This is a genomic window from Pseudomonas sp. FSO-7 (assembly GCF_059579345.1).
Genome location: NZ_CM184193.1, coordinates 3230102 through 3248455, shown reverse-complemented (window position 1 = coordinate 3248455; position 18354 = coordinate 3230102). Strand labels below are relative to the sequence as shown.

18 protein-coding genes and 2 tRNA genes are annotated in these 18354 nt (G+C 59.1%); 12 read left to right on the top strand and 8 right to left on the bottom strand.

The features are described 5' to 3' along the window. Positions 1 to 305: 305 nt before the first annotated feature. On the bottom strand, positions 306 to 977 hold the full coding sequence (locus AC515T_RS14260; RefSeq protein ID WP_122564621.1) for a Bax inhibitor-1/YccA family protein: 672 nt from the start codon (positions 975 to 977) through the stop codon (positions 306 to 308). 124 nt (positions 978 to 1101) lie between these two features. On the opposite strand from AC515T_RS14260, the gene AC515T_RS14255 reads away from it, so the two are divergent. The 3 genes from AC515T_RS14255 (at position 1102) to AC515T_RS14245 (ending at position 4229) form a co-directional block, all read left to right on the top strand. Beyond that, positions 1102 to 1189: transfer RNA gene (locus AC515T_RS14255), tRNA-Ser, on the top strand. Between the two features lie 124 nt (positions 1190 to 1313). Then, a complete protein-coding gene (locus AC515T_RS14250; protein ID WP_496533010.1) occupies positions 1314 to 2168 on the top strand; it encodes an SPFH domain-containing protein in 855 nt (284 codons plus the stop codon). Positions 2169 to 2432: 264 nt separating this feature from the next. After that, positions 2433 to 4229, top strand: a complete 1797-nt coding sequence (locus AC515T_RS14245) for a DAHL domain-containing sensor histidine kinase (protein WP_496533009.1) — start codon at positions 2433 to 2435, stop codon at positions 4227 to 4229. A 140-nt stretch (positions 4230 to 4369) separates the two neighbouring features. On the opposite strand, the gene AC515T_RS14240 is transcribed toward AC515T_RS14245, so the two are convergent. Both AC515T_RS14240 and AC515T_RS14235 read right to left on the bottom strand, forming a co-directional pair. Beyond that, positions 4370 to 4561, bottom strand: a complete 192-nt coding sequence (locus tag AC515T_RS14240) for a DUF2188 domain-containing protein (RefSeq protein WP_122564624.1) — start codon at positions 4559 to 4561, stop codon at positions 4370 to 4372. 101 nt (positions 4562 to 4662) lie between these two features. Continuing rightward, positions 4663 to 5562, bottom strand: coding sequence for a polysaccharide deacetylase family protein (locus AC515T_RS14235; protein WP_496533008.1), 900 nt, complete (start codon positions 5560 to 5562; stop codon positions 4663 to 4665). A 240-nt stretch (positions 5563 to 5802) separates the two neighbouring features. Between AC515T_RS14235 and AC515T_RS14230 the strand changes: the two genes are divergently transcribed. The 3 genes from AC515T_RS14230 (at position 5803) to AC515T_RS14220 (ending at position 6987) form a co-directional block, all read left to right on the top strand. Further along, the gene (locus AC515T_RS14230) at positions 5803 to 6057 is read left to right on the top strand and encodes a DUF6555 family protein (RefSeq protein WP_496533007.1); all 255 of its coding nucleotides are present in this window, start codon (positions 5803 to 5805) and stop codon (positions 6055 to 6057) included. A 152-nt stretch (positions 6058 to 6209) separates the two neighbouring features. Then, positions 6210 to 6440: a hypothetical protein gene (locus AC515T_RS14225; protein ID WP_063321315.1), complete on the top strand. Its 231-nt coding sequence runs from the start codon at positions 6210 to 6212 to the stop codon at positions 6438 to 6440. A 121-nt stretch (positions 6441 to 6561) separates the two neighbouring features. Then, the gene (locus AC515T_RS14220; protein WP_496533006.1) at positions 6562 to 6987 is read left to right on the top strand and encodes a hypothetical protein; all 426 of its coding nucleotides are present in this window, start codon (positions 6562 to 6564) and stop codon (positions 6985 to 6987) included. A 33-nt stretch (positions 6988 to 7020) separates the two neighbouring features. Here the strand turns inward: AC515T_RS14220 and AC515T_RS14215 are convergent, their stop codons facing one another. Together AC515T_RS14215 and AC515T_RS14210 are read right to left on the bottom strand one after the other, a co-directional pair. Next, complete coding sequence (locus AC515T_RS14215; RefSeq protein ID WP_014338117.1) at positions 7021 to 7248, bottom strand: PLD nuclease N-terminal domain-containing protein; 228 nt, start codon at positions 7246 to 7248, stop codon at positions 7021 to 7023. A gap of 86 nt (positions 7249 to 7334) precedes the next feature. Next, positions 7335 to 7679, bottom strand: a complete 345-nt coding sequence (locus AC515T_RS14210) for a hypothetical protein (protein ID WP_496533005.1) — start codon at positions 7677 to 7679, stop codon at positions 7335 to 7337. 125 nt (positions 7680 to 7804) lie between these two features. On the opposite strand from AC515T_RS14210, the gene AC515T_RS14205 reads away from it, so the two are divergent. Continuing rightward, on the top strand, positions 7805 to 8167 hold the full coding sequence (locus tag AC515T_RS14205) for an NUDIX hydrolase (protein WP_496533004.1): 363 nt from the start codon (positions 7805 to 7807) through the stop codon (positions 8165 to 8167). A 133-nt stretch (positions 8168 to 8300) separates the two neighbouring features. Here AC515T_RS14205 and AC515T_RS14200 read toward each other — a convergent pair whose 3' ends face one another. Then, positions 8301 to 9215: a LysR family transcriptional regulator gene (locus tag AC515T_RS14200; RefSeq protein ID WP_496533003.1), complete on the bottom strand. Its 915-nt coding sequence runs from the start codon at positions 9213 to 9215 to the stop codon at positions 8301 to 8303. Positions 9216 to 9309: 94 nt separating this feature from the next. Then, positions 9310 to 10509, bottom strand: coding sequence for an MFS transporter (locus tag AC515T_RS14195; RefSeq protein WP_496533002.1), 1200 nt, complete (start codon positions 10507 to 10509; stop codon positions 9310 to 9312). A 295-nt stretch (positions 10510 to 10804) separates the two neighbouring features. Here AC515T_RS14195 and AC515T_RS14190 point away from each other — a divergent pair, with 295 nt between their 5' ends. From AC515T_RS14190 to AC515T_RS14175, 4 genes are all read left to right on the top strand, one after another. Then, positions 10805 to 12085, top strand: coding sequence for a cytochrome c (locus tag AC515T_RS14190; RefSeq protein ID WP_496533001.1), 1281 nt, complete (start codon positions 10805 to 10807; stop codon positions 12083 to 12085). Beyond that, positions 12082 to 12555 carry a (2Fe-2S)-binding protein gene (locus AC515T_RS14185; protein WP_496533000.1) on the top strand — a complete coding sequence of 158 codons (474 nt, stop codon included), beginning with the start codon at positions 12082 to 12084 and terminating at the stop codon, positions 12553 to 12555. Before AC515T_RS14190 ends, AC515T_RS14185 begins: the two co-directional genes overlap by 4 nt. Then, positions 12552 to 14786: a xanthine dehydrogenase family protein molybdopterin-binding subunit gene (locus AC515T_RS14180; RefSeq protein ID WP_496532999.1), complete on the top strand. Its 2235-nt coding sequence runs from the start codon at positions 12552 to 12554 to the stop codon at positions 14784 to 14786. Before AC515T_RS14185 ends, AC515T_RS14180 begins: the two co-directional genes overlap by 4 nt. Before the next feature lie 170 nt (positions 14787 to 14956). Beyond that, the gene (locus tag AC515T_RS14175) at positions 14957 to 16069 is read left to right on the top strand and encodes an alkene reductase (RefSeq protein ID WP_496532998.1); all 1113 of its coding nucleotides are present in this window, start codon (positions 14957 to 14959) and stop codon (positions 16067 to 16069) included. 315 nt (positions 16070 to 16384) lie between these two features. Here AC515T_RS14175 and AC515T_RS14170 read toward each other — a convergent pair. Beyond that, positions 16385 to 16471 (bottom strand) — tRNA-Leu (locus AC515T_RS14170). A 649-nt stretch (positions 16472 to 17120) separates the two neighbouring features. On the opposite strand from AC515T_RS14170, the gene AC515T_RS14165 reads away from it, so the two are divergent. Next, positions 17121 to 18215, top strand: coding sequence for an acyltransferase family protein (locus AC515T_RS14165; protein ID WP_496532997.1), 1095 nt, complete (start codon positions 17121 to 17123; stop codon positions 18213 to 18215). Positions 18216 to 18354 lie beyond the last annotated feature (139 nt).

The window sequence follows — 18354 nt, the reverse complement described above, 5'->3', positions numbered from 1 at the left end:
AAAAGCCCGGAAGCCGGCCCAGTCAAAAGTGAGCAAAACGCTTCTGCCCCACCACTTGGTGCCTCGCCTAGGCTCGGCATGCCTGAACGAAGGCATTGCTCCGTGGGCCCGCCGCGCTGGCTCTTGGTGAGACCGCGTTCCCCTGTGGGAGCGAGCCTGCTCGCGATGGCGGTGGCTCAGCCACATAAATGTCGGCATGCGCCTCCTCTCCAAAAAAAACGGCGCCTTTCATTTCTGAAAAACGCCGTTTCTTCTATGTGAACAGCCTCACCGCCGAAGCGGCTCTTCACCCATCACAAAGGCAATCAGTCGTCACGACCCATCAGGCCAAACAGCTGCAGCAAGCTGACGAACAGGTTGTAGATCGATACATACAGGCTGACAGTCGCCATGATGTAGTTACGCTCACCGCCGTGGATGATGGCGCTGGTCTGATACAGGATGCAGACCGACGAGAACAGCACGAAGCCGGCGCTGATCGCCAGTTGCAGGCCGCTGATCTGGAAGAAGAAGCTGGCCAGCACGGCCCCCATCAGGACAAAGAAACCCGCGGTGATGAAACCGCCGAGGAAACTCATGTCCTTGCGGGAAATCAGCACATAGGCCGACAAGCCACCAAATACCAGGGCGGTCATTGCAAAGGCCGAGCTGACCACTTCGGCGCCGCCCTGCATTTGCAGGTAGCGATTGAGGATCGGGCCGAGCAGGAAGCCCATGAAGCCGGTCAGGGCGAAAGTCGACACCAGGCCCCAGGCCGAATCACGGAGTTTGTTGGTAAGAAAGAAAAGGCCATAGAAACCGATCAGCACGACGAAGATATTCGGGTAACCCACCCGCATCTGTTGTGCGACGTAGGCCATCACACCGCTGAAAGCGAGTGTGAGTGCCAGCAGGCCATAAGTGTTGCGCAGGACGCGGCTAACCTCTAGCTGCTCAGCCTGCACGCTGTTGTTCACTGCGTAATCCTGTTCGCGCATGGCGACACTCCTCCGGTTTTGAAACATTCAGTGGCAAGGATCATAACAGACGCTCTGTAACAAGCTACGTAGAGAGTTTGACAGTGTGTTTCATTCGGGTATTATGGCGCCCGCAACGCAATACGGAGGTGTGGCCGAGTGGTTTAAGGCAACGGTCTTGAAAACCGTCGACTGTAACAGGTCCATGAGTTCGAATCCCATCGCCTCCGCCATCTTCTAACGTCAAAGCCCTGATTATTCAGGGCTTTTTCGTGTCCGGCATTCGGAATACCTATTGCAGCTTCAGCATTGGAGATCGCTATGGCAAACCCCACCCCGCCACTCAAGGAAAGAAAAGTGACCAGCAAAACCATCGGCTCCATCGTTGCTGCAATCCTGGGCATCGTCCTGTTGTGTGTATTGTTCGGCAGTTGGTACACAGTCGACGAGACCGAGCGAGGTGTGCTGCTGCGCAACGGGGCGCTGGTCGGGGTGGTTGAACCGGGACTGTCCTTCAAGACACCCTTCATCGAATCCGTCCGCATGATCAGCGTCCAGAGCCAGGTCACCGCTTACGAAGACCTGCAGGCCTACAGCAAGGATCAACAGTCCGCCCAACTCAAGGTGTCCGTGTCCTGGCATATCGCCCCTTCCGATGTGGCGAAGGTCTACACCCAGTTCAAGGACCTTGAAGGCATCCGCGACCGGATGATCAGCCGCCAGGTGCCGACCCAGGTGGAAAACGTCTTTGGCAAGTTCAACGCCGTGGCTGCCGTGCAGAACCGCGTCCAACTGGTCAACGATATTTCCACGGCCATCAAGGCCACCATTACCGGGCCCGTGATCATCGACAGCGTCCAGGTCGAAAACATCGATTTCAGTGACGCCTACGAAAAAGCCATCGAAGCGCGCATGGCTGCGGAAGTCCAGGTCAAGACCCGCGAACAACAGCTCGCCACCGAGCAGGTCCAGGCGCAGATCCGCGTGACCCAGGCCCAGGCGGAAGCTGATTCGCAAGTGGCCCAGGCCAAGGCAGACGCGCTGGCTACCGAACTGCGCGGCAAAGCCGAAGCCGAGGCCATCAAGGCGCGGGCCCAGGCCCTGGCCAGCAACCAGAACCTGGTGGAACTGACCAAGGCCGAACGCTGGAATGGCGTGCTGCCCACCACCGTGCTGCCGAACAGCGCCCTGCCCTTCATCGACATCAAGTAACGCCACGGGCGCGGCCTGCCCGGCCGCGCCTGCTCCATCGCGGAGCGCCCTCGCAAGCATCGCCCCTCTCGTAACGCTACACTCGGCAATGAACCCGACGTTCATCGTTAGCAGGGAGCTCAACGTGTACCCAGGCAAAAGCAGACCGATACGAACCACGGTACGACGATTACCCTGCCTCCCCTTCGGCTCATGCCTTGAGCACCTCCCTCTCCTCGCGAATTCACCAACTCCTTCGATAAGCCCCCTTAACAGGAGAGTAGCGTGACCACTCTGATCAAAAAATATAAATGGCCCGCCCTGTTGGCCGTCGCGCTTATTGTGTTTTCCGCACTGATATTCTTTTTAATCAAGTCATACACGTACGACTCGTCGACCTACTTCGAATCCCGCGACTTCATTCGTCAACTCAAACAATCCGACGCGAACTGGAACGTCAAGATCCTGAGGAAAAAGATCGGCATCAACAACAACCTGTCACTGACCCCACCACCGGAGGCCGACAGTCGCTGGCAGCAGTTGGAGCGGCTCAATAACTCCGGCCCCTTGGCGGTGCTTTGGGCGTCCCGGCGCAAGGGTTATGTGAATGCCGTCAAGAACAAGACCTTGCTGGTGGAGCAATTCGAACAACACAACGCCCAGCTGCGCACGTCCCTGGATACGCTGCCGCAGGTCGAAGACCAGATTCAAACGCTGCTCATGGACATGCCTGTCGAGAGCCCCATGGAGCGTCTGACCGTGGCGTCCAATGTGCTTGAGTTGACCCTGACAACACTGGAATTCGCGCTTTATGTCACGACGGACAAAGCCCAGGAAGTGCAAGGCAAGTTAACTGAGTTGGAGCCGTACATTCGCCAGTTGCCCGCGACCTATCAGGCGCCGTTCATGACCCTGACCCAGCACGTCAAGACCATTGTCCAGGAGCAACCGATGGTCAATGACCTGCTTGACCGCATCAGTGTCATTCCGGTTGCCCAGGAACTGGACAGCATCAATGAGCTGCTGAACGAGACCCAGCGCAGGACCGCCGCAACCGACCGTCAATACCACATCTACCTGGCGGTGTGCGCCAGCCTGATGGCCCTGTTGATGATCTACCTGGCGGTGCGGCTGGTTCGCAGCTATGCCGTGATCAATCAGTTCAACCAAGCGTTGCAATCGTCCAACGAACGCCTGGAAGAGCGCGTGCAGGAGCGTACCCGTGAGTTGATGGAAGCCGAACGCGAACTGGTGGATGCGGCGCGAATGGCGGGCATGGCCGAAATCGCGACGAATGTGTTGCACAACGTCGGCAATGTGCTCAACAGCGTCAATATTTCTGCCGAGTTGGTGACCCGCAAACTGAGGAGCAGCAAAACGCTCGGACTCACGAAAGCGGTCAATATGATGAATGAACACGCCGAAGATCTTGGCCGGTTCATGACCTTCGATGAAAAAGGCCGGTTGCTGCCGCGTTACTTCAACGAGTTGGTCGACTCCATTGCCGCCGAACAGAGACTGCTTATCGATGAATTGGCACAGTTGACCAAGAGCATCGATCACATCAAGGAAATCGTCACGACCCAACAGACTTACGCAGGGGCCGCCAGGCTGATCGAACCGCTCAATATCAGCGACCTGTTCGAAGATGCGCTACGCATGAACTCGGGCGCCCTGAGCCGGCACCACGTCACCGTCATCAAGGATTACCAGAACGTTCCCGCGATCATGGGGGACAAGCATCGGTTATTGCTGATCCTGATCAACTTGATCAGCAACGCCAAATTCGCGATGTCGCACATCAGCGAGCATCCGCGGGAAATGACCCTGGGGATCCGTATTCTGGATGAAACCACGCTGTGCCTGAGCGTCAAGGATCGCGGCGAAGGCATTTCCCCTGAGAACCTGGCGCGCATCTTCAACCATGGTTTCACCACCCGCAAGGACGGCCATGGCTTCGGCCTGCACAGCTGCGCCCTCGCGGCGGTTGAAATGAATGGCCGCCTCCATGTCCATAGCGATGGACCGGGGCAAGGTGCCCTGTTTACCCTGGAGATCCCGCTGGAGCTGGCGCACGCCTGACTGTGTCGCAGCCCCTGTGGCGAGGGAGCTTGCTCCCGCTGGGCTGCGCAGCAGCCCCTTTTGTGAGCGCTTCGCACTCAAGCGGGAGCAAGCTCCCTCGCCACGGGTTTGTCGACTAAACAGTATTGGCGAACATCCACCTATTTGGTGTTTACAGGCCGGCCGCTACGGCTTCTCCGGGTCGGCAACGCAGCCGCGTAGGCCAACGCTTCCTCGCGAGAAGCAAAAGAGCCCAACCGGTCAGCCTGGGTACAGACTCTCCATGGGCCGCTGTTCACGCTGAGCACGTCATAACCGTTGATGTGCATTTTCGTCATCATCGCAGTACTCATGATCACCTCCGAGTTCAACAAGGGTGCATCGCCTACCATACACGCTGATGACCCACGGGTGCCGACCGGACGTCGCGACGCCTGCGGCCCCGTGGCCGCCCTCAGTGGGAATCCGAATCCCACAACCAGTCCCACAGCCCCGGCAAATGGACGGGCTCAGCGCTGTGATCGACCGTCCGGGCCAAGGCCGCTCGCTCCAAGGCCTGGTGGTCATCATAGAACGGCCTGGCGGCGGTCCTCATGCCGGTCGCCTTGGCGCTGTCGAGCAGGATCTGCAGGTATTCGCGGGCATGTCGGGCGGTATAACGATTGATGTCGTGGAAGGTCACCACCACCGGGATGACCCCGTCCACCGCTGGCAGTTGCCCGGCGGCGATGCGCTCGCGCACCTCGGAGAGTTGTCGGGTCAGGTTGATCCGTCGCCGAGGGCTCATCGTGATGCCCCAGACCTTACCGTCATTGGCGCTCAGGTCGGTCAACAGGATATGCAGGCCATGTTGCCGGTAGGCCGCTGCGGTGCGCCTGTCGAAACTCCAGAAGGGTGGCCTGACCAGCGACGGTGCCGCACCGGTCATGGCGGCAATATCACTCCCACCGTGGGTGAGCGATTGTTCCAGCTCATCAGGGCTCAGGAACCGATGATTGGTGTGCCAGTAGGTCGCCGTATGAAAACCCAGCACATGACCTTCCTGCTGCTGACGACGCATCACCGAGCGGCCGATATCACTGCCGCCAGCCCGCGGCCCACGTGTCTGTAGAAAAAACACGGCCTTGATGCCGGGCTGTACCGGGTTGTCTGCGAGTGCGTCCAGCACCTCCAGGCTAGGGTTCCAGATAGACGAGGCGCTGGGACCATCATCGAATGTCAGCAGGAAACGGATCGGAGGTTGTTCGTGCAAGCGTTGTTCGGTTTGCGGTGTCAGTTCGATGGGGGCGCCAATGCAGCCCGACAAACCGATGGCGAGGGCTGCGATGAACAGGACCCCGGCGATTTTTTTCATGTTTTGCCTTTAGTTGGTGCCGCGTTGTTTCGCCTTTGATCCCTGGCCGACAGTGTTGAAGCCCACCTTGGAGAAGGGTAACCGGGTTTGGTTCCTTGCTGTAAATAATGGTTGTCGCAACATTTACTGTTGCCCCCCCGCACTTGAGCTTGGCGGTTTTAATTTGACCGTCTGGAAATTCGATGGAATTTTCCGAATGCCTTTGTATCCATCCGTATAGGACTATATTAGGGAGGATTTATGGGCGGGCCATCGCTTTACATCATTGACTACATGCTCCATGGCGAGCCCAAGTCATTCATTATTCGCGCAGAAGTGATGAATAATTCCGAGGCTTGGCATTGGGCCAGTTGCGACGCGGGGGTCGGGCGCATACCGAAATTCGGCAGGGAGAAGGTCAAGCGGGTTTCCAAGCCCCTTGCGGAAAAATACGGCATTACCGATGTACGCTGGCGGGCGAGTGTCGCGCCGACCTGGGTCAAGGAGTCCGGCTGAAATAACGTGTACCGTTTCCGGCGCGCCGGTTGTCAGGCCGGGCGCCGGATTCTTCGACAAATCCGAAATAACTCAACTACGCTTAAACCACAGCACGACCCGCCCCCTGGCGGGTTTTGTGCTGCCTCATCAACCCTGAATGGAGGTGTGACATGTCTGAAAAAGAGTCCATCACCACCCTGCTCACCCTGCTGGAATCCCGCCAGGCCAGGCTCACGGCAGCCTGCAAGGAAATCGCCGATTGGGTCGACCACCAAGGCGGGCACCCTACCGCAGTGCGTATCCGCGACCGACTCAACGACATCGACAAGGACGCCCCGTCGATCCAGAGCGCGTTGATGTCACTCAAGCCCGCTGAGCCGCCGCTGCCCAAGTTCCGCTGACACGCTACGTCAGAGGTGTTTCCCATTGAGTTCTACCGGTTGGAAAACTGATGGAACGCGGACATTTTTTGCGCCTCGAAATGGATAGGCACCGGTGCAAAAGCCGCAAAGGGAGAACCACATGAATGCCAGAATCCTGCTATTGATCGCTTGTGCGAGCCCCGCCGCTGTCATGGCCCAAGGCTGCGACGTCATCACCCAGTCCCAGAGCCAGTCGGTTCCGGTGATCGAAAGCCATAGCTGCTACGAATACAAAGGCGTGCCCGCCGAAACCCTGGATTGGTCTTGCAGCAACGAAAGCAAGGGAACGCTCAGTACCCAAAAGCGTAAAGTCGAGCGTTGTGCCGAGGGACATGTGGCGACCTGCCAGGCCAGACTGACCCAGGAAGCGTTGGCCAACCCGCGCTCAACCAGCAAAGACAAGCACGGTGGATCGGCCAACCTTCCCGACAATGCAAAAGTGACGTGGTACTACTACGGTGTCGAGCATCTGCAACAGGCCCAGCAAGATTGCGAGAGCACCGGCGGCGAGTGGAAAAACCAGTGACGGGCCGGCGCGTGCAGCGCAGCTTGTTCATTGCTAGCCCTTGCTGTGCTCCGGTGACGACGGCCCCTCTTTGACGCCACGAGGCCCGGCTACGCCCCAGATGACCAGGCCCAACACCGGCAGGATGATCAGCAGTAGCGCCCAGCCGGCCTTGGTCCCGGCTGACTTGTCGCTTCGAAAGACACTGACAATCGCCCACAGATCCACGAGCAGCAAAAGCACCGCAACAGCGATCCAGAAGTAACTGGCTAATTCAGACATGGTCTAATCCTCTTGTTGGTCCAAGGATTAGGCACAGCCGTTCAGGCGCCGTTCAAAGATTTTCACCCATAGCGCTTGGATGGCAGCTACCCCCGCTCATTCAGATAAGCAACCCATTGCTCATAGGCTTCATGTTGACGCTTGACCGCCTCATCCCAAGTCGATCCGCTCATCTGATGGACACATATGAGCTTCATCATTTCCGCTGTTGCCGCATCGAGCTCCACCAGGAGTTCGTGGGATTTGATCTTGAAGTCTTCAACGGTGGTCATTTGTCTGTCCTTTCCCCTACCGGGGCCAGCCATTGCACCCAACATGGATTCATTTTTTCGAAGCTGATTCCCTTTGAGGCGATAGCCGGTCGAAAGCCTGGTGCTGACGGTAGGGAAGACCGACTGGAATGATGACAGCCTCAAAATGAACTCAGCCATTCCCGCCCCGTCGTGGTCATACGGATAGGACACTGAAAAAGCGATATTTGAACCAGCAACTGATGCCAGGCTCGAATATTGCAGTTATATTTCAGTTCAATGACAGTCACGGATTAAGCACCCTCATGAAAATTCGAGCGACCGTCATCTGCGAAGATAATCGCCACGTCCTGCTGGTTCGCAAAGCCAACAGCCGTTGGGCGCTACCCGGCGGTACCGTCGAACCTGGCGAGACCCATTCCGGGGCAGCCATCCGGGAATTGGCAGAGGAAACGGGCCTGGACGTCGAGAACCTGCTCTACCTGATGCGAATCAGTGACGGGCAAACCGAGCATCACGTATTCGAAGCGTCAGTCAGCGACTCGACGGCGGCCCGGCCACAGAATGAAATCAGCGATTGCCTTTGGCACCCACTGGAGGCCATTGCGCAATTGCAGATGAAAAAAGGCACCCGGGAAATTCTCGAGGCGTTTCGGCGGCGGTTGTAACTCACTTTCCGTGATAGACGCCGTGGCGACGCCAGGACACCCATCAAGTCAGCAACCAGGCTTCGCCGGGCGGCCAAGGCTTGCATAAAGCACCGAGGACTGTGGACAAGTTAGCTGGAAACGGCTACTCAGTTTACGTGGTACAGGGATTGAGACTGAGGATTTCCTTGAGAAAATCGATAAATACATTGATCCGGCTGGACCCACGGTGATTGGGTAAATACAACGCGTTGATGCAAGTGCTGGCACTGCCGGGATTGACCTCGTAATGCTCAAGTAACCGGGTCAGCCGGCCGGCTGCCACATCATCGCGCACCAGCCAGTCAGCCAGCAACGCCACCCCGCCTCCGCCGATGGCAGCTTCGCGCAGGATGTCGGCATTGTTGCTTTGCAGGCGCCCGTGGACGCTGAGCTGAATGGGCGCTTCTTCATTTTGAAAGGTCCAGTGCTGGTGTGTGCCCCCGTAGTCGAAACGCAGGCATTGATGCTCAAGCAAATCCCGTGGGTGACACAGCGCCCCACTCCGGCCCAGATAATCCGGACTGGCCACCACCCACCGTTCGAAATGTCCCACGCGTTTGCTGACAATGTCTTCACTGACCACGGACGATCCCAACCGGACCGAAACATCGATCTGCTCGCTGAGCAGGTCACTGACCTGATCGCTCAGCGACAGACTGATCTCAAGACCCGGATGCCGCTCGAGCAAGCGACTCAGGTGCGGCGCGATAAGACGTCGACCGAACTCCACCGGCACGCTGATGCGCAGGCGGCCCTGCGCTTCGCTGCCACGATCAGCGACTACGGCATCGGCTTCATCGATAGCTTCGAGAATTGCCACGGCTTTTTCGAAATAGGTCTGGCCGGCAACGGTCACGCTGGTGTTACGCGTGGTGCGATTGAGCAGGCTCGCGCCAAGCTCGTGTTCCAGCCCAGCCACTTGCCGTGTCACTGACGACGTTGAAATCCCGAGTTTGCGCGCTGCCGAGGAATAGCCCCCGCAGCGCACGGTTTCAACAAACATCTTCAGTGCCAGCAACTTGTCCATAAGCGGGGTCCGGTCGAAAGGGAACGCGGATGATTGTGCATCACTGCTCGCCCGTCGTCTTGTACCGCCGTGCTTGAACGCACCCGCCGGTTTTTCAGACATCGGCCTTGCGGCTCAGGAACAGCCCGAGCGCGAGCGCTGGCAGTAGAGCCACCGCGACGGCGGACAGGTTCCAGCCGAAATGCTCGTACAGCGGGCTCGCGACCAGAGACCCCACCGCGCCGCCGACGAAAATGCTGGTCATGTACACCGCGTTAAGGCGCGCACGGCTGTGTGGATCGAGGGCGTACACCTCACGCTGGCCGAGCACCATGTTCAATTGCACGGCGAAATCCAGCAGCACCGCACACACCACCAGCCAGATATAGCCACTGCCCGGTAGCGCGGCGATCAACAGCGACACCGGCGCCAGCCACAACGCGACCAACGTGCCACGGCGACCATGTCCGGCATCGGCCAGACGCCCGGCAATCGGCGCCGCAATGGCCCCCACCGCACCGACCAACGCGAAGATCGCCACTTGTGACTGAGTGAAGCCGTGGTGACGCATCAGTTCAATCGGTGCGAGGGTCCAGAACAGGCTGAAACTGGCAAATAGCAGCCCTTGATACAGCGAGCGCTGACGCAACACCGGATAACGCCGGGCCAAGGCAAACACCGAACCGATCAACGCAGCATATGTGGCTTTATGAGTTGGCAGCCGACGCGGCAGTGCCACTGCGGTAATCAGAGCGATGACCGCCATCAGGGCCGCAGCGCTGTAAAACACCCCGCGCCAGCCGAACACTTCGACCAACAGGCTCGACAGTGGCCGCGACAACAGAATTCCCAACAGCAGACCGCTCATGATATTGCCGACGACGCGGCCACGGCTGGCCTCGGGCGCCAAGTGCGCCGCCAGCGGTACAAGGATTTGCACGGCCACCGACGTCAGGCCGATCAGCAAAGACAGCACCAGGAACATCGACGGCGAATGGGTCAGGCCGGCGCACAACAACGTGACACTCGCCGCGAGGGTGAAGCCGACCACCAAACGGCGGTTTTCCATCAGGTCGGCCAGCGGCACCAGCAGCAACAGGCCCAGCGCGTAGCCAAACTGCGTAAGCGAAACGATCAGGCTGGCATTGGTGCTGGACAGCCCGATCTGCGGTGCAATCAGCTCAACGATCGGCTGAGCGTAATAGAGATTGGCCACGACCGCACCACAGCAGAACGCCAGGAACGCGACCATCAGGCCGGAAAGTGACGCCGACTGTTCGGCGTTGGTCGCAACGGCCGGGTTGCCCGGGAGCATGATGACACCTCATTAAGTTCAAGAAAGTGGTGCCAAGGCTACGGCCATGTGTCGATGCGCAGAATCCATGTGGCAGGCAACGCAGTGATGCGTCCCGCGCAACGTCACAGGCATTGCTTCTGACGCAACACGCTGTTGCGTGCGCCGCTTATTCTCCAGTGCTGGTGGTTTCTCTACGCTTTGGCCCTTGGCGCAGTCGTCCAGGTCGGCGCCCTTCCCCGGCCGTCACAAGGAGCGTTTTCATGACCCGTATCCCATCCGTTCTGCTATTGCCTGCCGCGTTTTTCTCCGTCCCATGAACAGCCACTACCTGAAATCCAAAACGCTATGGATCTGCGTGGCGCTGGTCGCCGTGCTCGGCCTGATCGGCGCCGTTTTGCTGATGTGGCGCCCGCCGATTGCGCCCATCGAACGCCCGACGACATTCGATGCCGCGCAGTTGCAACGGGGGGCGCGGGTGGTCGAGGCAGGTGATTGTGCGGTCTGCCATACCCGCCCCGGCGGTGAATATCTGGCCGGTGGGCTGCCGCTGGTGACGCCGTTCGGCACCCTGTTCAGCACCAACATCACCCCGGATGCGCAGACCGGTATTGGCCTGTGGTCAATGCCGGCGTTCGAACGGGCGATGCGTCAGGGCATTGCTCGCGATGGCCACTTCCTCTATCCGGCGTTCCCCTACGTACACTACCGGCGCATGAGCGAAGCAGACATCGCCGACGCCTATGCCTACTTGATGAGCGGTCCCGCCGTGCACGCGCCGGCCAAGCAAAACCAGATGAATTTTCCGATGAACATTCGCCCACTGGTGTCGTTCTGGAACTTGCTGTACCTGCACGGAGAGCCACTGACGCCGGTAGCACAGCGCAACGAGGCGTGGAATCGCGGGCGTTATCTGGTCGACGGCCCGGGCCATTGCGCCGGCTGTCATTCGCCGCTGAACCTGATCGGCGCGGAAAAATCATCGGAATATTTGCAGGGCGGCAGCGTTGACGGCTGGCAAGCACCAGCGCTGGTCGGTCTGGGCCAACGCGACAACCCGTGGAGTCGCGAGCAACTGGTTGGCTATCTGCGCGCAGACATAGTCGATGGCCACGGTACGCCCGCCGGCCCGATGCGTCCGGTCAGCTTGAGTCTGGCACGCTTGCCAGCCAGTGAAGCCGAAGCGATTGCCGAATTCCTGCTCAGCCTGGAGAGTCCGCACACAGCGACGCAGACGCCGTCGAAGACGCCCGCCAGTGAACCGGCAGGCCATGCGACCGGCGCCCTGCTCTTCAGCGCCGCCTGCGCCGGGTGCCATGGCCCGGCGGCGCCGATGCGCGTAATCGATGGTCGCCCGGGACTGCAAAGCACCTCGGCGCTGCAAGCGGCCAGTCCACGCAACTTCCTCAAAACCGTGCTCGAAGGCTTGTCCGCCACGCCCGGATCGCCCGGCCCGGTGATGCCTGCGTTCGCCGCCAGCCTAGACAACGCGCAACTCGGCGCCCTCGCCGCGTATCTGCGCCAGCAAGCCAGACCCGATCAGCCTTGGGCCGAACTCTCTTCCACTATTGAAGCGTTACGTCAGGAGACGAAATGAGCCAGATCATTCTCAACGTCAACGGAGCCGTCCAACCGCTTGAGCTGGAGCCGGACATGCCACTGCTGTATGCGCTGCGCAATCACTTGAACCTCAACGGCGCCAAGTACGGTTGCGGTCTCGGTCAATGCGGCGCCTGCACGGTGATCGTCGATGATCAGCCGGTGTTCGCCTGCCTGACGCCCTGCGCCGGCCTCGATGGCAAAAGAATCCGCACCGTGGAAAGCCTCGGCAGCGCGGAAAAACCTGGCCCTCTGCAAGCGGCGTTCATCGAGAAACAGGCCGCGCAATGCGGCTACTGCATTGCGGGCATGCTGATGCGCGCGCAAGCGTTGCTTGAACGCAATCGACACCCGGACGAGACCACCATTCGCGAACACATGGCCGGCAACCTGTGCCGCTGCGGTACGCACTTGCGGATCATCGAGGCGATCAAACAGGTGGCCGGGCAAAACGGGAGCCTGACATGAGTGAGTCGAATGGTTTGAACCCGAGTCGGCGCGCCTTCCTGCGCGGCGGTGCGTTGCTGATGGCGTTCACCCTGATGCCGGTGGCGCGGCGCGTTTTGGCTGATACGGAAGTCGATACGCTCGGCACCGTGGTACTCGCCCCCGACCTCCCCGGAAGCCTGCGCACCAACCCCTATCTCGACGCCTGGATCCGCATTGGCGCCGACGGCATTACCGTCTACACCGGTAAGGTCGAATTGGGCACCGGGGTGAAAACCGCACTGCTGCAAATTGCCGCCGAGCGTTTGCAGGTGCCGGCAACATCTATCGACTTGCTCACCGCCGACACTGAGCTGACGCCCAACGAAGGCTACACCGCCGGCAGCCACAGCATTTTCGATAGCGGTACCGCGTTGTATAACGCTGCCGCGCAGGTGCGAGAAATGCTCGTCGATGCCGCTGCGCGCAGTTGGCATGTCGATGGGGCGCTGCTGAGCACCCGCAACGGTACGATCGAAGGTCCAGCCGGTCAGCGGATGAGTTACGCCGAGGCGGTCAAGCATGTCGATTTGCACCAATACGCCAAGGCTCAGTCACCGGCGATGGCCACCGCCGACTTCAAACTGATCGGGCATTCGTTGCCGCGCCTCGACATCCCGGCGAAAGTCAGCGGCGGCGCGGCATTCGTCCAGGACATGCGCCTGCCGGGCATGCTGCATGCGCGGGTGATCCGCCCTCCGCGTCCGGGCTGCATGCTGCAAGCATTCGATGAAGCGTCCATCGAGGCGCTGGCTGGCGTGGTCAAGGTGATCCGCGACGGAAATTATCTGGCGGTGGTCGCCCGTGATGAGTGGCAAGCGATCAAAGCCATGCGCAGTGCCAGCGAAGTTGCGCAATGGAGCGGCGGCGAGGCGATTCCAGAGGCGGTGGAGATTCATGGCCTGCTCAAACGCCTGCCCTCGCGGCGCTATCCAATCAGTAACAACGGCACGCCAAGCGGCGAGGCCGGCACGCGTTTCCAGGCGCGGGTAACCAAGCAATATCTGATGCATGGTTCGATAGGCCCATCGTGTGCGGTGGCCTGGTTCAAGGACGGTGATCTCACCGTCTGGACCCACACCCAAGGCGTTTACCCGCTGCGCGCCGGCATTGCCGAAATGCTGCGCCTGCCCTCTGCGCGGGTGCGCTGCATTCATACCGAGGGCTCAGGGTGTTACGGGCACAACGGTGCCGATGATGCCGCCGCCGATGCCGCATTGATTGCCATGCGCGTGCCCGGTACGCCGGTGCGCGTGCAATGGATGCGCGAACAGGAAAATCTTTGGGAGCCCTATAGCTCGGCAATGGTCACTGAGGTCGACGCCGGCCTCACGCAGGGCCGCTTGCAGGACTGGGCCTACGAGCTATGGACCACTCCGCACAACGAACGCATCGTCAACGCCGGACGCCTGTTGCCGGCACGCCTGCTGGCGCAGCCCTACACCTCTGCGCCGTCGGTGCCGATCGCCCAGCCCGAAGGGGATGGTGATCGCAACGCGGTGCCGCTGTACGACCTGAACTCGACGCGCATCAACATGAACTTTGTCACCGAAATGCCCTTTCGCACCTCGGCCATGCGTTCGCTCGGTGCGCATATCAATATATTCGCCATCGAGGCGAGTATTGACGAGTTGGCGATCAAGGCCGGAATCGACCCGGTCGCTTTGCGTCTGACCCATCTGAGCGACCCACGTGCCCGCGCGGTCGTGGAACGTGTACGTGATGCTATCGGCTGGCCGCAAAAAAGCAGCGAGCCCGGCGCAGGCATCGGTTTCGCCTTTGCCCGCTATAAAAACATCATGGGTTACTGCGCTATCGCGGTGAAGCTGCGGGTGCATCCGCAGAGCGGCGAGATCCGCATCGATCATGTGGTCACGGCGGTGGACGTCGGCCAGATCGTCACTCCCGATGGCCTGCGCAATCAGATCGAGGGCGGAATCGTGCAGTCTGCCAGCTGGACCCTATACGAAAAAGTCGCTTACGACGCAGGGGGCATTCACAGCTACGACTGGAGCGATTATCCGATTCTGCGTTTCACCCAACTGCCAAAACAAGTCGATGTGCATTTGCTCGACCAGCCCGGACAACCCTTCCTCGGTGCCGCTGAAATCGTGCAGGGCCCGATGGCCGCCGCCCTTGGCAATGCCGTCGCCAATGCGACCGGGCGCCGCTGGCTGAACCTGCCGCTGACCCGCTCGACACAACCAGCCTGAGCCACGCCCGTGTTCATCGGTGATGAGCATGGGCGCCATTGCGTCATGCGCAAAACAGCGTGGCGTCGGTCACGGATTATCACCCTCGCGGCCCCCGGTTAATTTATCTGCACTGATTCGCACCCCTGCTGCTGCGTTTGAATCCCACTCATTAAAATCTGGAGCTACCCATGACCCGTCGTTTGTTCCAACCCATCGCACTTGGTCCTTACACCCTTGCCCATCGCGTCGCCATGGCGCCATTGACTCGCTCACGCGCCGGCCAACCGGGCGATGTGCCGACGGCCATGAACGCCGAGTACTACCGCCAACGTGCCAGCGCGGCGCTGATCATCACCGAAGCCACACAAATCTCTCGCCAGGCTCAGGGTTACGCGTGGACGCCGGGCATCTACACCCCGGGACAAGTCCAGGGGTGGCGAGAAGTCAGCACCGCGGTGCACGAGGCCGGCGGGTTAATCTTCATGCAACTGTGGCACGTCGGTCGTGTTTCCCATCCCAGCTTTCAACCCGACGCCGGCCTGCCCGTAGCACCTAGCGCTCTGCCGGTGCCCGGCAAGACTTTTATCGTCGATGAAAACGGCAACGGCGTCTGGGGTGATGTACCCGTGCCGCGCGCTCTGGAAACGGCGGAAATCGCAGACATCGTCGAGAACTACCGCCTGGCCGCGCGCAACGCGCTGAATGCGGGCATGGACGGCGTGGAAATTCATGCCGGTAATGGCTACCTGCTCGACCAGTTTCTCAACAGCAACAGCAACCAGCGTGACGATGCCTATGGCGGCAGCGTGGAGAATCGCGCGCGTTTTCTGCTGGAAGTGGTTGCGGCAGTTGCTGAAGAAGTCGGTGCCGAGCGCGTTGGCGTACGCCTGACGCCGATGGGGCGCTTCATGGGCATGGGCGATGACACCCCAGAGGCGACGTTCGGCCACCTTGTCGAAGCGCTCAACCAATGGGATCTGGCGTACCTCCACTTGGTCGAGCCAGCGATGGTCGGCACAGTCAAGGACGAACATTTCGACCCGCGCTGGGACGCGATCATCGCCCAACTGCGCCACACCTGGAACGGCGTGTTGATACTTGCGGGCGGATATGATGCCGACTCCGCCGAACAAGCGCTGACCTCGGGCCGCGCTGACATCATTGCGTTCGGCAGACCATTCCTGGCAAACCCTGATCTGCCGCGTCGGCTTCATGATGGCCTGAAACTCAACACGGCGGACCCGAGCAGCTTTTTTGGGGGCGATCAGCATGGCTACATTGACTATCCATTTCATGCCTGACAAGAACATGCCGGTACGGGTTAATAACTTTCAAGGCGTGCTTAAGGACTTTAAATCTCGGCGGCGGACAGAACTCCCTAACGACCTGGAGAGCCGCCATGACCCCGCAATCGTTGAAGTCAGACCATCCCAGCGCGAAGCTCGGGACCGGTCGTGACATGCAACCGTTGGGATGACAGAGCAGTACATCCAAATGCGAAAGGGCTTGAAGGTACCCCTACGAAGTAACTGACGGTCGCGAATTGTGGAAAGGGTTTTGATTGCGGAAAAAATAAGGGCCTGCATGAGGTATGTCATGCAAGCCCTTGATATTCATGGTGCCCGAAGCCGGAATCGAACCGGCACGCCCTTACGAGCGGGGGATTTTAAGTCCCATGCGTCTACCAGTTTCGCCATTCGGGCGGTAGCGCGGTTAGCCATGGGGACGTCGGCAAAATCCAATGGCCGAAGTCCTGGCTGGTGCAGCAAGAGGGGGAATATATACATCCCTCCCTTGTGAAGCAAGGCAGCTTATGCCCTTTTCAAGACAAAAATTTTCAACGCTTCGAAAATAAAAAGCTCTGTAGATCATAGATCTACAGAGCTTTTTAAAAGTGGGCGCCGAAGTCGGAATCAATCCGGCGCATGTGGATTTACAATCCAACCACTTCTCTCTGTATTTCAATAGGTTAGCACTTGCGGCATTGCGCAAGCTACTGATTTTTAAGGTCATCAACGCCACGTCCTGCGCGCCACGGCATCGGAGGTTGCTGAACTATTTCTGTGCAAAACCAGGGCTGGTTTGTCCTGGGAGACCCGCCCTATGGCTGTGTTCAGGGCGTTCGGGAGGATCTGCAGCGACTGCTCGCACTGACAGGCATGGCTTTCCCCGAGCAAAAAAGATACCCGCTCAGTGGCGGGCCATGTGCCTTAAGCCTTACAACTCCCATCGGCGAAAGTAGCGAAATGCCTTCATCGAGATCATTCTGCATATCCTTTGTATCAGGGCTGTGATGTAATCGCCGCCTTTGCGGCAGGGCAGACCTGTAAATACCTAGCATGGAGTGCTGTAATGCGCGCTGCACACATACAGAACCTGACCGGGCTACGGGGATTCGCCGCCTTGTCAGTCGTGCTCCTTCACATACGATACGGCGATCTGGCCAACGCCTACGGCGCCTTGGCGATCCTCTTTCAGACGAGAGGTCTGGGGGTCGATATATTTTTCATCCTGTCGGGTTTCATTCTGGCTTATGTCCATGGGAAAGACTTTGCAGATGGTATTCGTCCGAAGGGCGTTATCCAGTTCTGGGTAGCCAGGCTTGCACGGATCTACCCGGTGCACTTGTTTATGCTGGTCATTACAGCGTTCATTCTGCCGATGCATCGCTTGTATGAATGGTCACCCGTCGATACTGCCTACACGTTCTACGCGAACCTGTTTCTGGTGCATGCATGGGGCGTAACCCCCGATCTGACATTCAATCAGCCTTCATGGTCGATCAGTTGCGAGTGGGCGGCGTATCTGATCTTTCCGTTCCTCGCCTTTTTCACAAGGAGGTGGGGAAAGATCTCCTTCTCACTCCTGTTGCTCGGTCTGGCGCTCTATGCACCCTTCCTGCAACCGAATTTGCTTGCTAATGGCGTGTGGACCATCAAATGCATCGTCTACTTTGCAGCCGGCTACTGCACCTATCAGGTATGCCATGACCTGCCGGACTCCAGACTCTGGCGAATCACCGCATTGGCAATGGCCCCACTGATTCTGCTGATGTTCTGGACAACCAGCATCCAGTACTACTTCGACACCCTTTTTCCCTTCCTCTTGATCGTTTTTATTGCAAGTCTGTTCCGGGCAGGGCCGATTTGGGGATACTCCAACCCAGTGTCGGTCTACCTCGGAAAAATCAGTTTCAGCCTCTACATGTGCCACATCATGGTGCTGTTCGTTGAACGAAAGCTGTTCGGCATGATGGATCTGAAGTTTGAGATTCCCATCATCATGGCATTCTCGATGCTCCTCTATCACGGAATTGAAGAGCCCGCGCGGAAAGTGATCCGGATGGTGTCAGATGGTCGTCACCGCGAGTTCCAGCAGCCCCCCACCACAGATGGCTTCGCATCGCCAGCTCTGGCACCGGAGCCGGTACCCACTACGCCTGCGTGACCTTACGAAATCTCCTCTTCTGCCTTCCTTGTCGAATGCGGTACTAGCACTATGGCGAACGAATTCCCTGGCGCTGCCAGGGACTGCCGGGGCTCCGAAGCGACATGTTGCGGAACACATTACTTTTCGGAAGGCACAA

Bases quoted from the DNA above. Each gene is read 5' to 3' on its own strand.
- AC515T_RS14260 (WP_122564621.1), bottom strand. From the start codon at position 977: ATGCGCGAACAGGATTACGCAGTGAACAACAGCGTGCAGGCTGAGCAG.
- AC515T_RS14240 (WP_122564624.1), bottom strand. From the start codon at position 4,561: ATGAGTACTGCGATGATGACGAAAATGCACATCAACGGTTATGACGTG.
- AC515T_RS14235 (WP_496533008.1), bottom strand. From the start codon at position 5,562: ATGAAAAAAATCGCCGGGGTCCTGTTCATCGCAGCCCTCGCCATCGGT.
- AC515T_RS14230 (WP_496533007.1), top strand. From the start codon at position 5,803: ATGGGCGGGCCATCGCTTTACATCATTGACTACATGCTCCATGGCGAG.
- AC515T_RS14225 (WP_063321315.1), top strand. From the start codon at position 6,210: ATGTCTGAAAAAGAGTCCATCACCACCCTGCTCACCCTGCTGGAATCC.
- AC515T_RS14220 (WP_496533006.1), top strand. From the start codon at position 6,562: ATGAATGCCAGAATCCTGCTATTGATCGCTTGTGCGAGCCCCGCCGCT.
- AC515T_RS14215 (WP_014338117.1), bottom strand. From the start codon at position 7,248: ATGTCTGAATTAGCCAGTTACTTCTGGATCGCTGTTGCGGTGCTTTTG.
- AC515T_RS14210 (WP_496533005.1), bottom strand. From the start codon at position 7,679: ATGGCTGAGTTCATTTTGAGGCTGTCATCATTCCAGTCGGTCTTCCCT.
- AC515T_RS14205 (WP_496533004.1), top strand. From the start codon at position 7,805: ATGAAAATTCGAGCGACCGTCATCTGCGAAGATAATCGCCACGTCCTG.
- AC515T_RS14200 (WP_496533003.1), bottom strand. From the start codon at position 9,215: ATGGACAAGTTGCTGGCACTGAAGATGTTTGTTGAAACCGTGCGCTGC.
- AC515T_RS14195 (WP_496533002.1), bottom strand. From the start codon at position 10,509: ATGCTCCCGGGCAACCCGGCCGTTGCGACCAACGCCGAACAGTCGGCG.
- AC515T_RS14190 (WP_496533001.1), top strand. From the start codon at position 10,805: ATGAACAGCCACTACCTGAAATCCAAAACGCTATGGATCTGCGTGGCG.
- AC515T_RS14185 (WP_496533000.1), top strand. From the start codon at position 12,082: ATGAGCCAGATCATTCTCAACGTCAACGGAGCCGTCCAACCGCTTGAG.
- AC515T_RS14180 (WP_496532999.1), top strand. From the start codon at position 12,552: ATGAGTGAGTCGAATGGTTTGAACCCGAGTCGGCGCGCCTTCCTGCGC.
- AC515T_RS14175 (WP_496532998.1), top strand. From the start codon at position 14,957: ATGACCCGTCGTTTGTTCCAACCCATCGCACTTGGTCCTTACACCCTT.
- AC515T_RS14165 (WP_496532997.1), top strand. From the start codon at position 17,121: ATGCGCGCTGCACACATACAGAACCTGACCGGGCTACGGGGATTCGCC.